Source organism: Rhizobium sp. ZX09 (assembly GCF_017357485.1).
GTDB classification, from domain to species: domain Bacteria; phylum Pseudomonadota; class Alphaproteobacteria; order Rhizobiales; family Rhizobiaceae; genus Agrobacterium; species Agrobacterium pusense.
In genome coordinates this window covers 425,663-440,072 of the sequence record NZ_CP031364.1, presented here as the reverse complement: position 1 = coordinate 440,072, position 14,410 = coordinate 425,663, and the positions used below count along the sequence as shown (strand labels likewise).

Here is a 14,410-nt window from a genome sequence, read left to right as displayed (position 1 = left end):
ATCAATCCCGCAGCAGCGGCAGCAGCCTGTCGCCCTGCCGCTCAATTTCTTTCAGATAGGGCGTATCGGACAGCACGAAATGGGTGATCCCCAACGCACGATACTTCTTGAGCGACGTTGCGACATCTTCCGCTGATCCTACAAGCCAGGTCGTCCCGGCGCCGCCGCCACCGAATTTGCCCGGAGCGGTGTAAAGATTGTCGTCCAGCACGTCGCTCTGCCGGTGCAAGTCCAGAAGGCGGCGCTGGCCGACTGCGACTGCCTGAAGATGGTCGTTCCAGCGCACGCCATTGTTTGCGGCCATCTCGGCAACCTTTGCTTCCGCATCGCGCCACGCCTCGGCGGTGGTTTCGCGCACCAGTGTGGTGATCCGCAGGCCGAATTGCAGCGGCGGCAGATCGCGGCCGAGCCTTTCACTGAGGTACCTGAGCCGTTCTATCCGCTCACGCACACCGGCGAGCGGCTCTCCCCAGAAAAGCTGCACGTCGGCCTCGGTTGCGGCAACCTGCTCGGCTGCTTCGGAAGCGCCGCCGAAATAGAGTTTGGGATGCGGCCTGCCTTCGCGCGGCGCGATGCGCGGCAGGACAGTGGAGTTCTTCACCCGGAAATGCTCACCTTCGAACGAGACGTTTTCCTCTGTCCAGAGCCGCCGCACCAGCCGCATGAATTCTTTCGTGCGGGCATAACGCTGCGCCTGATCGCCTTCTTCGTCGCCATAGGCCGCAAGCTCATCCCTGCCGGAGACGATGTTGATCCTGACCCTGCCACCCGAAAGCTGGTCGAGGGTGGCGGCTGCCGATGCGAGGTTGGCCGGTTTCCAGTAGCCGGGGCGGATGGCGATCAGCGGTTCGAATGTGGTGGTGCGCGCAGTAAGCGCCGCCGCCACCGTGAAAGTGTCGGGTCTTCCCCAACCCGTGCCGACCAGCGCGCCTTTCCAGCCATGGGTTTCAAGCGCCCTGGCATGGCCCGTCAACGTGTCGAGACTGTTGTGATTATCGCTGACGGCATCGCCACGGTGACCGGGTTTGACGTCATTGGGGATGTACCAGAGAAATTCGCTCGTGCTGCTCACATTATCCGCCTGAATTTTCGTTTGTGGTGCGGCGGAGCGGCTCTGCCAAAGCCCGGCCTCTGCCACTTGGGCTACGGGAAGCGCAAGCCTACCCACGTGCGAGAATGGCAAAGCGGCGACGGCCCGGCGAAGCAGCGACGTTTCTTTTGTTGTCGGGCAGAGGAAAAGCTTTCCGTCTGGGAAGCCTAAATTGCACATATTTTCTACATAAAAAATTTGAGGAAATGATTTCCTCTGACGGACATTATCTTGGGGACCGAGAACGTATTTTCTGAACTATCGGATTTGTCTGGATCGTTTTTCCTCGTGTATCCAAAAGGCGAGCAAGGCCATAGTCGACTGGAATCATAAAATTCACCATGCTTGGTGCACTCGCACACAACCTACGGAGCAGGCATGTGTACCACCTTGATTGTTCCTGGCCTGAATGGTTCGGATGAAGGGCACTGGCAGCGACATTGGTTGCTGGATGATCCCGATGCCCAACTGGTTGATCAGGACAATTGGCAATGCCCGGTTCTCGACGACTGGCTTGACCGTCTGGAGGCAGCGCTGGCGACCGTCGAAAGTGCTTATATCGTCGCCCACAGCCTCGGTTGCCTGTTGGTGGCGAATATGGCGTCTCGACCCTCCGCCGCAAAGATCAGGGGCGCGCTTCTGGTTGCACCCGCTCATCTCGACCGCGTGGAGGCGATGCATCCCTGTATTGTGCGGTTCGGCGCATTTCCGCAGCAGCCGCTTGCTTTTCCGAGCCTCGTCGTGGGCAGTATGAACGATCCCTACATGGATGCCGAAGAGCTCTCGCGCAGTGCCAGCCTGTGGGGGAGCGATCTCATCAATCTCGGCGCCGTCGGGCATATCAATATTGCCAGCGGCTACGGACGATGGCCCGAGGGTTATGCTCTGCTCGAACGGCTGAAGATGGGTAACGCACCCGCAAAGGCGGGGACCCGATCGAGGTCCAACACACTGAGTGCGCTCAGTGATGCGTATTTTTGAAGAGAAGAGTGGCCGTTTGCGGTCCATGTACTGCCATTGGCCGTCGGAAACGGATTTTTTCCCTCACGCCGCAAGCTTGGTCCACATTTGCCGATGATCCTCTAATTATAGAATAGTAATTTTATCGAAAATATTGACGATTTTGGATGATCGCCGGAGGATGGAGTGAGTAGAGCAAAGGAGGCGCACATGCCACAGGGACTTCATGCGTTTACTTTCGATCTGTTCGGTTTGACCCGGCGTCAGCCGCGTGACGAGGAACAGGTCAGCCTTCATCCCTTGGACCATTCCGGACGTATCAGGCGAGAAAAAAGCGATCTCGAACTCGAGCGGGAAGAGATCTGCGAAATGAATTTTGCAATGCTCGGCCTTTACCCGGTCTTCTGACGGCTATTGGCGGAGGCTTCGTTTCGCTTCGCAGGGCGGGTTATCCGGGAGAGAAACTCTCCATGCCGAATGGAAATTGGAACAAAATTTCTTAAACGCGCCGGGGAATTGGCTACCCTTTATCATCAGAACGCATTGCCCGAAGGGCGGATTGCAAAGGACCAGCCGATGAGCACAGCCGACAAACCCCTCGATTTTCTTTGGTTCATTCCCTCGTCGGGCGACGGTAGTTATCTGGGCTCCGACGATCTCGCGCGTCCTGCCGATCCCAGCTATTTTCGCGAAATCGCGCAGGCTGCCGATCGGCTGGGTTATTCCGGCGTGCTCATTCCAACCGGCGTCGCCTGCGAGGAATCCTTTATTCTCGCGGCCAATCTTGCGGCTTATACAGAGAAGCTGAAATTCCTCGTTGCCATCCGTCCGGGCGTTGCGTCACCCGCCTATTATGCCCGGCTGGCCTCCACGCTTGATCGTGTTTCCCATGGACGGCTGCTTCTCAACATCGTGGTTGGCGGCAGCGCGCAGGAACTGGGCGGCGACGGCATTTTCCTGCCGCATGACGAACGTTACGACCATGCCGACGAGTTCTTCCAGGTTTTCAATTCACTGATCGAAACCGGCAAGGGGAGCCTGGACGGCAAATATATCAAGGCGGTGGACGCAAGGCTCGGCCTGCCGCCGGTTCAGGAGCCGCGCCCGCCGCTTTATTTCGGCGGCTCTTCCGATGCCGGCATCGAGTTTTCGGCTGGTATCACCGACAAATATCTCACCTGGGGCGAGCCGCCGGCACAGGTCGCTGAAAAAATCGCCAAGGTACGTGCGGCCGCCGCCAAAAAGGGCCGCGAGGTAACCTTCGGCATTCGCCTGCATTTCATCGTGCGTGAAACCGACGAGGAGGCCTGGGCCGATGCCGACAGGCTGATTTCGAAGCTCTCCGACGAGACCATTGCGTCTGCTCAGGAAGTATTCTCCAAAGCGTCGGATTCCGTCGGGCAAGCGCGAATGCAGGCGTTGCACAACGGCCGACGCGACCGGCTCGAGGTTTCCCCGAACCTGTGGGCGGGCATCGGGCTCGTCCGTTCGGGCGCCGGCACGGCGCTGGTCGGTTCGCCTAAGACGGTTGCGGCGAGACTGCGGGAATATCAGGCGCTCGGCATCGATACCGTCATTGCGTCCGGCTATCCTCATCTCGAGGAAGCCTATCGCGTTTCCGAACTGTTGTTCCCGGAAATCGGGCTCGGCGGACCGCGCGATCAGATCCGCTCGTCATTCGGAACGAAGCAGGTCTTTGGCGGCGGTGGCCATGGCGGCAACGTCAAGCTTGTATCCGGGTCCTGAATGGCCTGCGAAAGGCAGGCCATCCTCCCTCCGCCTCGTATCCTGCGGCAGGCTGCAACGGTGCAGAAGCATATAAAACATTATTTCTATAGAATTTTGTCATTATGGAAAAAGGTGCCTGTTTCCCACCCCATCGCCGCTGTTAGCTATTGAACAAATCAGCTTTTTCAGGAGCCACCGATGACATTGCAATATGCGGCCAAGGATCAACAATTCATCAATCTCCGTGACCCCGTTGCCGGCAAGGCTCCGGATGCCGACAGCCTCAAGGCGGCGCTGAGAACACTGGGCGGCGGCGTCAGCGTGATCACGGCGGGGGAAGGGGAGGCCCGAACGGGTGCGACCGTAACCTCGGCCACGGCGCTGTCGGTCGATCCCCCCAGAATTCTTGTCGCGCTCAATCGCTCCTCGTCCACATGGCCGGTCGTGCAGCGTTTCGGCCATCTCGCCGTGAACATTATCGGCCCCAACCATCAGTTCATCGCCAACCAGTTCGCCGGCATCGGCGGCCTGAAGGGTGCGGATCGTTATCGCGGTGCTGAATGGACCCGGCTGGCGAGCGGCGCGCCCATTCTCGAGGATGCTGTCGCGGCGATCGACTGCACCATTGAGGAAGCGATCGAACGGCATAGCCATGTCATCGTGATCGGCAAGGTGGAGGCGATCCGCGTCGGCTCCGGCTACTCGCTGGTCTATCAGAACGGGCGTTATCATTCGCTGGGTTAAGCGTCGGCCGCCGGCGCGTTACTTTGTCATTGTTTGAGGGAGTTGAGCATGGGATCCGTCACGCCTCTCGGCGAAAGACTTCGTTTCGTTCCTCCACGCCTCGGCGCGGATATTGATGTGCTGACCGTCGCACGGGCAATCGCCGCGAACTGCGGCGTTGAAAGTCCAGGACACATCCACGCTCGGATTGCCCGTTCCGGCCTTCTCGCTCTTTCCGTTCCAACGGAGCTCGGTGGAGCGGATATCACCAATGACATTCTGTCACAGGCGCTTGCCATTATTTCAGCAGCCGATGCCGAGGCGGCGCAGGGCCTCGTTGAACATTTCACTGCCCTTGAGTTCATCAGGAATGCGGGCAGCGAAGAGCAGCGCAGGGCGCTTTTCGCCCGTCTCGATCTTGGCGAGACATTCGGACTGGCAACGTCTGCCGCGAATCTGGACCAAGCGGTTACGGTGACGGAAGACGACTACGCCCTGCGGCTTCCCGACGACGTTGTTGGGTCGGTGAGGGGCGACGCGGACTGGATCGTCGTGCCAGCGGTCAATACGTCCGGGCAGCCCTTGCTTATCGTCTCGCGCAATCGCCCCAATACGTCGTGGGAGGGTCTGTTGCGTGCCGATCAGGTTGTGTTCCTGGCTCAGGGCGCCGGAAATCTGGCCACTTCCGTTTCAACTCTTTTGAGGGCCGCAGTGGCGTTAGGACAAAAGCAGGGTGAGCTTTCGTCCCTGCTGATCGACAGGCTGGCGGATAAGGGTGCGGCACGACCCGTCATAGGGGAAGTATTTCTCGCCATCGAACTCCTGAGGGCGCAGATAGCAAGCCTTGCGGCCAATATCGATGCGGCACAGGTTGGTGCAGAAAACGTCACCTTTCGCTCGGTTCGCAACAATGCCATCACGCTTGAAATCCTGATGGCGCGCCTCGGTCTTGTCGAAGGCGTCAGCGAAGACGGATTGATCGCTTCGCTGGAGGACGATCTGCGCAGGCAATGAGTAGATCGCGAATGACCGACCGTTCGAAATCTATTGACCGGCCGGAATGGCGTGGGCGTGCGGCCCGTCCTTCTCCACGAATTGCGCAAGCGTCATATTGTCCAGAATCGTTGCGATGGCGTCACGCACGTCCGTCATCGAAAGTCTGACCTGACAGGTCTCCGGATCATCGCAGTCGTCACAGGCTTCAAAGGCTGTGCGACTTGCGCAGCGGATGGGCGCCAGAGGACCGTCCAGCGTGCGGATAACCTGGCCGATCATGATTTCCGACGGCATTTTCGACAGTGAATAACCGCCATTGGGCCCCTTCTTGGAGCGCAGGATCCCGCTATTGCGCAGTTCCAGAAGAATGGTGTCGAGAAATTTTTTCGGGATGTTGTTACGGCTCGCAATCTCTGTCACGAAGGCGGTTTCGCCCTGGGGCAACCGCGCCAGATCGACAAGTGCCTTTAGTCCGTATTTGCCTTTTTTGGTCAACATCACATGATCCGAAAGAGAGATGGCACGTTTTACAGCGCCTCGCCATATTGTTCCTGAGTTACTAAGTAGTTTTTACCGAATTTCGGCGCAAGCCCGTTTCGCCTTCGTTTGGTGCTGAAAGCGGCCAGTTGCCACGTTATTTTGAGGTGACCTCCGCGTTGCGGATGCCTCCCGCCTGCGCCGGCTTTCCTCGACACCACTGAAAACAATATTTTCTCTCATCGCGCCGCAACGTGGAACGATCATCCTTTATTAGTATATAAAATCCGTAGACAAAGTATGCATCAAAGACACGCGAGGTGATGATGTATACGCTCAGTTTGCTGGACAAGAGCCCTGTTCCAACGGGTGAGGACGCGGCGAGTGCTTTCCGCGACACGATCAATCTCGCCAGACGTGCCGAAGAGCTGGGCTACCGCCGTTTCTGGGTGGCCGAGCATCACAATTCGCCGGAACTAGCCGGGTCCGCGCCGGAAGCGCTGGTTGCGTGGATATTGGCGAAGACCTCCCACATCCGCGTCGGCTCAGGCGGCGTCATGCTGCAGCACTACAGCCCTTACAAGGTTGCCGAGATTTTCAACGTTCTGTCGTCGCTCGCGCCTGGCCGGGTTGATCTCGGCATCGGTAAGACACCGGGCGGGCTGCCGCTAGCGACGTCAGCCTTGCAGCAGGCCTATGATCCTGCCCGCAAACCGGATTTTGAAGCGGCCTTCGGCGAGCTTACCACATTCCTGTCCGGCGCCGCGCCGCACGAACACGCGCAGGCCGGATTGCGGGCAACTCCCGTACCGCCGGTCGCTGCGGAACGATTCCTGCTCGGCGCCAGCCCGGAAAGCGCAAGGCTTGCCGCTTCACGCGGATGGAATTTCGTTTTTGCCGGCCATCTCAATGGCGACGTGGAGGTTCTCCGCCGCAGCCTTTCGGCTTTCCGTGAAGAAAGCGGCGGAGTTGCCCCGGTCCTTGCACTGTCAGCGTTTGCTGCGAGCGACCCCGCCCATGCCGCGCGGCAGGTCGAAGGTCAGCGCATTTACCGGGTGTTCCTCAGTGATGGCAGGGCCTTCAATCTGGGCCGGCGTGAACAGGCGGAGGAATTTGCCCGCCAGTCCGGCGATGCCGATTACCGCATCGAGGAGCGCAAGCCCAATGTCCTGCATGGCGGGCCGGAGGATATTCACAAGGCGCTTCGCGCGCTTTCCGAAGAGCACGGCATCGAGGAATTCATCATCGAGCCGCCGCATGTCGGGGCCGATCAGCGGCTTGCCTCGATCGAACTCTTGGCCACGCACCGCCTTTCCCGGGCGGCGTGATTTAGTCCTCAGGAGGAAATGACATGACGAGAAAGAAAATCCGTTTCGGCATCATGCTTCAGGGCCCCGGCGGGCATATGAACGCCTGGCGGCATCCCAAAAGCCCAGTTGACGCCAGCGTCAATTTCGAGTTTTTCAGGAAGAATGCGTTGAAGGCGGAGGCGGCCGGTATCGCCTTCGCTTTCGTGGCGGACGGGCTTTACATCAACGAAAAGTCGATCCCTCATTTCCTCAACCGGTTCGAGCCGCTGACGATCCTTTCAGCGCTGGCCGCGGTGACCTCGAAGATCGGTCTCGCCGGAACCGTTTCGACCTCCTATAGCGACCCCTTCACCATCGCCCGCCAGTTTGCTTCGCTCGATCTCCTGAGCGGTGGCCGCGCCGGATGGAATGCGGTGACGACACCTCTCGAAGGCACGGCGAAGAACTACAGCCGCAATCATCCTGAACATGCGCTGCGTTATGAGATTGCCGACGAATATCTCGAAGTCATCAAGGGTCTGTGGGACAGCTGGGACGATGATGCCTTTGTGCGCAACCGTGAGACGGGACAATTTTTCGACCGCACCAAACTTCACACCCTCGGCCATAAGGGCCGCTTTTTCCAGGTGGAAGGCCCCTTGAACATCCAGCGTTCGCCGCAGGGGCAGCCGGTAGTGTTTCAGGCTGGCTCATCCGATGCCGGCATCGGTCTTGCGGGCAAGCACGCTGATGCGGTCTTCACCAATTCCGCTTCACTTGAGGAAAACCAGACCTTCCTGAAGCGAGTCAAGCAGAGTGCCGTCGCACAGGGCAGGTCTGCTGCCGATGTGAAGATCTTCCCAGGCATCGGACCGATTGTCGGCGAGACCCAGGAAGAAGCGGAGGCGAAATACGACGTTATCCGCAACCTCATCACAATCGAGGAGGCGCTCGCCTATCTCGGCCGCTTCTTCGATCATCATGATTTCAGCGTCTATCCGCTGGATGAGCCTTTCCCTGACCTGGGCGATATCGGCAAGAACAGTTTCCGTTCAACGACCGACCGCATCAAGCGTCGCGCCAAGGAAAAGAACCAGACGCTGCGCGAGGCGGCACTGGAGGCGGCGACCCCGCGTGAGGGTTTCATCGGCACACCGGACAAGGTGGCTGACGAAATCATCCGCTGGGTGGAGCACGACGCTGCGGACGGCTTCATTCTCGGTTTTCCCGTGATCGCCGAAGGGCTGGATGATTTCATCCGCCTTGTCATTCCTGTGCTGCAGCGGCGGGGCTATTTCGATCCGCATCTGGACGGGGCGACGCTGCGCGACCATCTCGGGCTGCCTTTCCGGGAAAGCGTCTACACCCGGGGCGAAAGCGGTTCGGACAAGGCCATCGCATAAGATCGCGGCCGGAGGGCGACCCGGCCGGCGCAGACTTTCAGGACGCGGCGCGTAAAGGGTCGTGCAGGAGATAGAACCATGAACATCCACATTGACGGCGCGCGTCCGCAGGACGACGCCGAACGGGGAATCCTTGCCTTCATCGAGGAGAGCATCGCCATCCGGCGCGATCTCCACCGGCATCCGGAGCTCTCGCTGAAGGAGAAACGCACGGCCGCTCTCATCGCCCGTTATCTTCTGTCCTTCGGATATGAGGTGACGGAGGGCGTCGGCGGCCATGGCGTTGTGGCGACCCTCAAGCGCGGCCATGGCGAAAAACGCCTCGGTATTCGCGCCGATATCGACGCGCTGCCCATTGCCGAGGAAACCGGCCTTGCCTATGCCAGCGACACGCCGGGTGTCATGCATGCCTGCGGTCACGACGGCCATACGACCATCCTGCTCGCAGCAGCCCGTTATCTTGCCGAAACCTCGAGTTTTTCCGGCACGTTGACACTGATCTTCCAGCCCGCTGAGGAAATCGGCGCCGGCGCAAGGGCGATGATAAAGGACCGGCTGTTCGAACGCTTTCCGGTCGACGCCGTCTTTGGCCTGCATAACTGGCCGGGTGTCGAGGCGGGCCAGTTCGGTTTCGTTGAAGGTCCTGCAATGGCCTCCGTCGACAAGGCGAAGGTGCGGATTGTCGGCAGGGGCGGACACGGGGCAGCGCCGCACGAAACGGTCGACCCGGTTCTCGCCTCGGCAAGCTTCGTCACCGCGCTGCAAAGCATCGTTTCACGCAATGTCGATCCGCGCGAGATGGCGGTGCTGACGGTTGGTTCCATTCATGGCGGGACGGCTTCGAATGTCATTCCCGAGAGCGTCGAACTGCAGATCACTGCACGCGCCTTCTCGCCGGTCGTGCGCGACAGGCTGGAGGAGCGGCTTCCGGCGCTGGCAAAGGCGCAGGCGGAAAGCTTTGGCGCAAAGGCCGAGGTTGCTTATTCACGGGGTTTTCCACCCGTCATCAATCATGCCGTGCAGACGGCTTTCGCCCAAGATGTCGCCAGACGGAACTTCCCGCCAGGACAGATCGCCGAGAGCTTTCAGCCGAGAACGGCGAGCGAGGATTTCGCCTTCATGCTGCAGGAGCGGCCTGGTTCCTATCTCTTCGTCGGCAATGGCGACAGCGCGCCGCTGCACAGCCCTCACTACGATTTCAACGATACGATCATCGCGCCTGCGGCGCGCTTCTGGGTGCGTCTGGCGGAAGACTACCTCTCCTGACGCAAAATTTGGGACAAGGACATGAGCGACAGTTTTTTCTACACATCGGTCAAGGATCCGCTCGCGACGCCGCTTCTTGAGGAGTTGCTGTTCGAATATGACAGCCGCTACGGCACATTTTTCAATGCGGAAGGGGCCAAGGCGGAGCTCAACAAATATCCGCCTGAGGCCTTCAGCCCGCCATCTGGCAACTTCCTGCTGCTCCTGCGTGACGGCAAGGCGATTGCGGGTGGGGCTTTCATGCGCTACGACGACGAGACGGCAGAATTCAAGCGCGTCTGGACACACTCCGCCCATCGCAGGCAGGGGCTCGCGAAACTTGTGCTGCGGGAACTGGAGCTGCAGGCGATCCGTCAGGGCTACGCCCGCGTTTATCTGACCACCGGCTTCCGTCAGCCAGAAGCGGTCGGTCTTTATCTGACCAACGGCTACCGCGCCCTGTTCGACACCGCGGCCGATCCCGAGACGATCAAGTCCCTGCCTTTTGAAAAATGGCTGTCTGAAGCTTCTGCGCCCATCAGGGATGGCGCATCGCTTTCGGCCGCGCGGCCGCAACTCTCTCCAGTTCATCCGTGAAAGGCCTTTTCCGATGACGATAGCTTCCGATTTTCCGAATGTCTCGGTGAGTGAACACAAGGGCGAGCCGGTCAGGGACGGTTACGCGCATTTCCGCGTCGTTCCTGCCCGCTATCCGCTGCGTACGGCGGGCACCGTCCTTGCGGTTCTCATCATCGCGGCCGTCCTGCATTCCGTCTTCGGTAACCCACGCTGGGGCTGGAATGTATTTGCGGAATGGTTTTTCGCCGAACCGGTGCTTGTGGGGCTAGGCCGGACGCTGCTGCTGACGGCGCTTGGGGCTTTTCTGGGTTTCGTGCTCGGCACCGTTCTCGCCCTTGCCCGCGTTTCGGGGTCTCCCCTGCTTGTCGCGATCTCCTGGACCTATATCTGGATATTCCGTTCCATTCCGCTGATTGTGCTGCTGCTGATCCTCAATAATCTCGGTTATCTCTACGAGACCGTCACGATCGGCGTTCCCTATACCGGTATCAACTTCTTCAGCTGGAACACGACGCAGCTCATGACGCCCTTTGCGGCTGCGGTGCTCGGACTGACGTTACATGCTGCGGCTTTCTCATCGGAGATCGTGCGCGGCGGCATCCTATCGGTCGAACAAGGTCAGCTCGAAGCGGCGGCCTCGCTTGGCCTGCCGCGCCGCCGGCAGTTTTCGCGCATCGTGCTACCGCAGGCGATGAGAACCATTCTGCCCAATGGTTTCAACGAGATCATTCTCCTCGCAAAGGGAACGTCGCAGGTCTATATCCTCGCGCTGCCCGAGCTATTCTATACGATCCAGATCATCTATCGCCGCAATCTGGAAGTGATCCCGCTGCTGATGGTTGCCACCGTCTGGTATCTGGTGATCCTGACCGCGCTTTCCATCGTCCAGCATCACATCGAGCGGCACTTTTCGCGTGGCGCGCTGCGCAACCCTCCGCCCTCACTATTTGCAACGCTCTACCGCACAGTCCGGCCGCGCCGGCCCTTGCCTGAAGCGGTGGAGGCACCAGCGCCTGCGGACGCTAGAGCCGAACGGCCGGCCGCCGTCAGGACCGGTAGTTTCCAGCTCGGAAATCGCGGTGGGTCGGTCAATATTCACGGTGTTTCGAAGTCTTTCGGCTCGCTGAAAGTCCTTGATGATGTCACCGTTTCCATTCCGGCGGGCAGTGTCACCACCATTCTCGGCCAGTCCGGGTCCGGCAAGTCCACCCTGCTGCGCTCCATCAATCACCTGGAACGCGTGGATGATGGCTTCATTGCCATCGACGGGGAACTGGTCGGATATCGCCAGCAAGGCGACACGCTCTACGAGCTGAAGGAGCGGGAGATCCTCAAGCGACGCGTTGAAGTGGGTATGGTTTTTCAGAGCTTCAACCTCTTCCCCCATCTTACCGCACTGGAAAATATAGCCGAAGCGCCGGTCGTGGTTCGCGGCATCAAGAAGGAGCAGGCCGAGGCGGAGGCGAGGGATCTTCTGGCTCGCGTCGGTCTTGCCGAAAAGTCCGGAGCCTATCCGCGTCAGCTTTCAGGCGGCCAGCAGCAGCGCGTGGCGATTGCGCGGGCGCTTGCCCTGCGGCCAAAGGTGCTGTTGTTCGATGAGCCGACCTCGGCGCTTGATCCCGAACTCGTCAACGAGGTGCTTGACGTCATCAAGGAACTGTCCCGGTCGGGTGTCACCCTCATCATCGTCACGCACGAGATCGGTTTTGCCCGCGAAGTTTCCGACAGGGTGATCTTCATGGAGCAGGGGCGGATTCTCGAAACGGGCACGCCTGACAAGGTGTTCAATAATCCCGAGCATCCGCGCACAGCCGAATTCCTCGCCAAAGTTCTCTAATCAACAAAAAGGAAACACTCACATGGCTTTTTCATCGAAATTATTATCCCTGCTCGCCGGTGGTCTTTTCACGGCCACTGCCGCGCTCATCCCGGCAGCGCATGCGCAGGAGGTTGACCTGTCGCCGGAGCAGAAGGGTCGCGTTCGCGCAGAAAAGGTGGAGGAGGCGATCAAGCTCCTGCCTGCCGGCCACAAGTTCGTCGCCGATGGAAAGCTGACGGTTGCGACCGTACCTTTCCGGTTGCCGCTGGTGGATTACGCGAGCGACACGAAGACGCCGATTGGCGTGGAGCCGGATATTGCCCAGCTCGTCGCCGACAGCCTTGGACTTGAACTTCAGCTTGTCCCCATCGCCTGGGCTGACTGGCCGCTCGGTCTCACATCAGGCAAATATGACGCCGTGACGTCTAATATAACGGTGACGGAGGCCCGCAAGGAAAAGTTCGATTTCTCCAGCTATCGCAATGACCTGCTTGGCTTTTACGTGGGCAACAACAGCAAGGTCACGTCAATCGGCAAGCCCGAGGATGTCGCCGGGCTGAAGGTGATTGTCGGCGCGGCCACCAATCAGGAGCAGATACTCTTGAAGTGGATCAAGGACAACAAAGCCAAGGGTCTGGCCGACACCGAGGTACAATATTACGACGACCAGGCGGTGCTTGATGTCGCCCTGCAATCCGGCCGCGCGGATGCCTATCTTGGCCCCAATGCCACCTCTGCCTTCCAGGCGGCAAGCCAGAAGAAGACGAAGCTCGTCGGCACCTTCTCCGGCGGCTGGCCCGAAGCGGCGGAAATCGCCGTCGCTTCGAAAAAGGACGCCGGTATTGCCGAAGCCATCACTGCCGCACTGAATGCCCAGATCAAGAACGGCAACTACGGCAAGGTTCTCGCCCGCTGGAATCTGGGCTCGGAGGCCATCACCGAATCCCGTACAAACCCGCCCGGCCTGCCCAAGAGCTGAGAAGGCATATCGCTGACGGCTAAGTTGCCGAAAAAGCTGAGTTGAAGGTGGGACATCACTCAGCCGGTAGCGCGGGCCTCCTCCCGCCCGCGCTACCTCCGTCCCGCGATCAATATCGGGAAACACCAATGACTTTCACCTTTCGCCTGACCTCCGTCACGCTCGGCGCCTTTCTTTCCTTTGCCGGCTTCGCGTCTGCTTTCGCAGATGATGTCTTCGATCTGTCGCCGGATCAGCCTGGGCGTGTCAGGGTCGAGAAGGATGCCGGCGCCATTGCCGCCATCCCGAAGGATTTCCGGTTCGTCTCACCAGGCAAATTCACCGTGGCCGTTTCACCGGGCGGCCCGCCGCTGGCCACTTACGCAACCGACGCGAAGACTGTCGTAGGGGCCGATCCCGATTATGCGCTCGCCGTTGCCGACAGTCTCGGGCTTGAGCTGGAACTGGTGGCGGTCGCCTGGGCGGACTGGCCGCTGGGGCTCGCGTCGGGCAAATACGATGCGGTGATCTCGAATGTAGGTGTCACGGAGCAGCGCAAGGAAAAGTTCGACTTCTCCACCTACCGGCAGGGTCTCCACGGCTTCTTCGTCAAGTCCGACAGTGGCATAAGCGCTATCAGGGAGCCGAAGGATGCGGCGGGGCTGCGTATCATCGTCGGCGCCGGCACCAATCAGGAGCGTATTCTGCTGAAATGGAGCGACGAGAACGTTGCCGCCGGTTTGAAGCCGATCGAGCTGCAATATTACGACGATGAAGCAACGCGGCTTGTAGCCCTTTCGGCAGGGCGGGCGGATGTAATCGTTCAGCCGCATGCCCAGCTGGTTTTCATCGCAGCGCGAGACAAGACAATCAAGCGTGTCGGGACCCTTTCCGCCGGATGGCCGGAACGTTCCGACGTTGCAATCACCACCCGCAAGGGTTCGGGACTGGCCGATGCATTGACACTCGCCACCAACGATCTGATCAAGAGTGGTGCCTATGCAAAAATTCTCGACCGCTGGCAGCTTTCCGAAGAGGCGCTGCCGGAATCGCGGACCAATCCTCCCGGACTGCCGAAAAGCTGACCTGCAGATGAGATGCGGCGGACTGCAATACCCGCTGGGTCAGCCCCGCGGGTGTTTG

The 14,410-nt window shown here is 59.7% G+C and carries 14 protein-coding genes; 12 read left to right on the top strand and 2 right to left on the bottom strand.

Annotated elements, in window-relative coordinates; genetic code table 11:
• Position 1: 1 nt before the first annotated feature.
• Positions 2 to 1,072 (bottom strand): LLM class flavin-dependent oxidoreductase, encoded by a 1,071-nt coding sequence (locus tag BTN45_RS16625; protein ID WP_207590076.1) that lies wholly within the window; start codon positions 1,070 to 1,072, stop codon positions 2 to 4.
• Between the two features lie 396 nt (positions 1,073 to 1,468).
• On the opposite strand from BTN45_RS16625, the gene BTN45_RS16620 reads away from it, so the two are divergent.
• From BTN45_RS16620 to BTN45_RS16600, 5 genes are all read left to right on the top strand, one after another.
• Positions 1,469 to 2,071: an alpha/beta hydrolase gene (locus BTN45_RS16620; RefSeq protein WP_064263464.1), complete on the top strand. Its 603-nt coding sequence runs from the start codon at positions 1,469 to 1,471 to the stop codon at positions 2,069 to 2,071.
• A 189-nt stretch (positions 2,072 to 2,260) separates the two neighbouring features.
• Complete coding sequence (locus BTN45_RS16615) at positions 2,261 to 2,458, top strand: hypothetical protein (protein ID WP_004445462.1); 198 nt, start codon at positions 2,261 to 2,263, stop codon at positions 2,456 to 2,458.
• 168 nt (positions 2,459 to 2,626) lie between these two features.
• On the top strand, positions 2,627 to 3,796 hold the full coding sequence (gene ssuD / locus BTN45_RS16610; protein ID WP_064263547.1) for an FMNH2-dependent alkanesulfonate monooxygenase: 1,170 nt from the start codon (positions 2,627 to 2,629) through the stop codon (positions 3,794 to 3,796).
• 180 nt (positions 3,797 to 3,976) lie between these two features.
• Entirely contained in the window at positions 3,977 to 4,522 is a 546-nt protein-coding gene (locus BTN45_RS16605) for a flavin reductase family protein (RefSeq protein ID WP_004445459.1), read from the top strand.
• Between the two features lie 48 nt (positions 4,523 to 4,570).
• Positions 4,571 to 5,515 carry an acyl-CoA dehydrogenase family protein gene (locus BTN45_RS16600; protein ID WP_207590075.1) on the top strand — a complete coding sequence of 315 codons (945 nt, stop codon included), beginning with the start codon at positions 4,571 to 4,573 and terminating at the stop codon, positions 5,513 to 5,515.
• 30 nt (positions 5,516 to 5,545) lie between these two features.
• Here BTN45_RS16600 and BTN45_RS16595 read toward each other — a convergent pair whose 3' ends face one another.
• Positions 5,546 to 5,995 carry an Rrf2 family transcriptional regulator gene (locus tag BTN45_RS16595; protein WP_207590071.1) on the bottom strand — a complete coding sequence of 150 codons (450 nt, stop codon included), beginning with the start codon at positions 5,993 to 5,995 and terminating at the stop codon, positions 5,546 to 5,548.
• A 302-nt stretch (positions 5,996 to 6,297) separates the two neighbouring features.
• On the opposite strand from BTN45_RS16595, the gene BTN45_RS16590 reads away from it, so the two are divergent.
• The 7 genes from BTN45_RS16590 (at position 6,298) to BTN45_RS16560 (ending at position 14,352) form a co-directional block, all read left to right on the top strand.
• The gene (locus BTN45_RS16590) at positions 6,298 to 7,302 is read left to right on the top strand and encodes an LLM class flavin-dependent oxidoreductase (RefSeq protein ID WP_207590070.1); all 1,005 of its coding nucleotides are present in this window, start codon (positions 6,298 to 6,300) and stop codon (positions 7,300 to 7,302) included.
• Between the two features lie 23 nt (positions 7,303 to 7,325).
• Positions 7,326 to 8,666 carry an LLM class flavin-dependent oxidoreductase gene (locus tag BTN45_RS16585; RefSeq protein WP_004445454.1) on the top strand — a complete coding sequence of 447 codons (1,341 nt, stop codon included), beginning with the start codon at positions 7,326 to 7,328 and terminating at the stop codon, positions 8,664 to 8,666.
• Between the two features lie 78 nt (positions 8,667 to 8,744).
• Positions 8,745 to 9,932 (top strand): M20 aminoacylase family protein, encoded by a 1,188-nt coding sequence (locus BTN45_RS16580; RefSeq protein ID WP_207590069.1) that lies wholly within the window; start codon positions 8,745 to 8,747, stop codon positions 9,930 to 9,932.
• 21 nt (positions 9,933 to 9,953) lie between these two features.
• Entirely contained in the window at positions 9,954 to 10,508 is a 555-nt protein-coding gene (locus BTN45_RS16575) for a GNAT family N-acetyltransferase (protein ID WP_037091330.1), read from the top strand.
• Between the two features lie 13 nt (positions 10,509 to 10,521).
• A complete protein-coding gene (locus BTN45_RS26655) occupies positions 10,522 to 12,327 on the top strand; it encodes an amino acid ABC transporter permease/ATP-binding protein (RefSeq protein WP_113381780.1) in 1,806 nt (601 codons plus the stop codon).
• Between the two features lie 22 nt (positions 12,328 to 12,349).
• Entirely contained in the window at positions 12,350 to 13,288 is a 939-nt protein-coding gene (locus BTN45_RS16565) for an ABC transporter substrate-binding protein (protein WP_004445450.1), read from the top strand.
• Positions 13,289 to 13,416: 128 nt separating this feature from the next.
• Complete coding sequence (locus BTN45_RS16560; RefSeq protein ID WP_004445449.1) at positions 13,417 to 14,352, top strand: ABC transporter substrate-binding protein; 936 nt, start codon at positions 13,417 to 13,419, stop codon at positions 14,350 to 14,352.
• Positions 14,353 to 14,410: the final 58 nt, after the last annotated feature.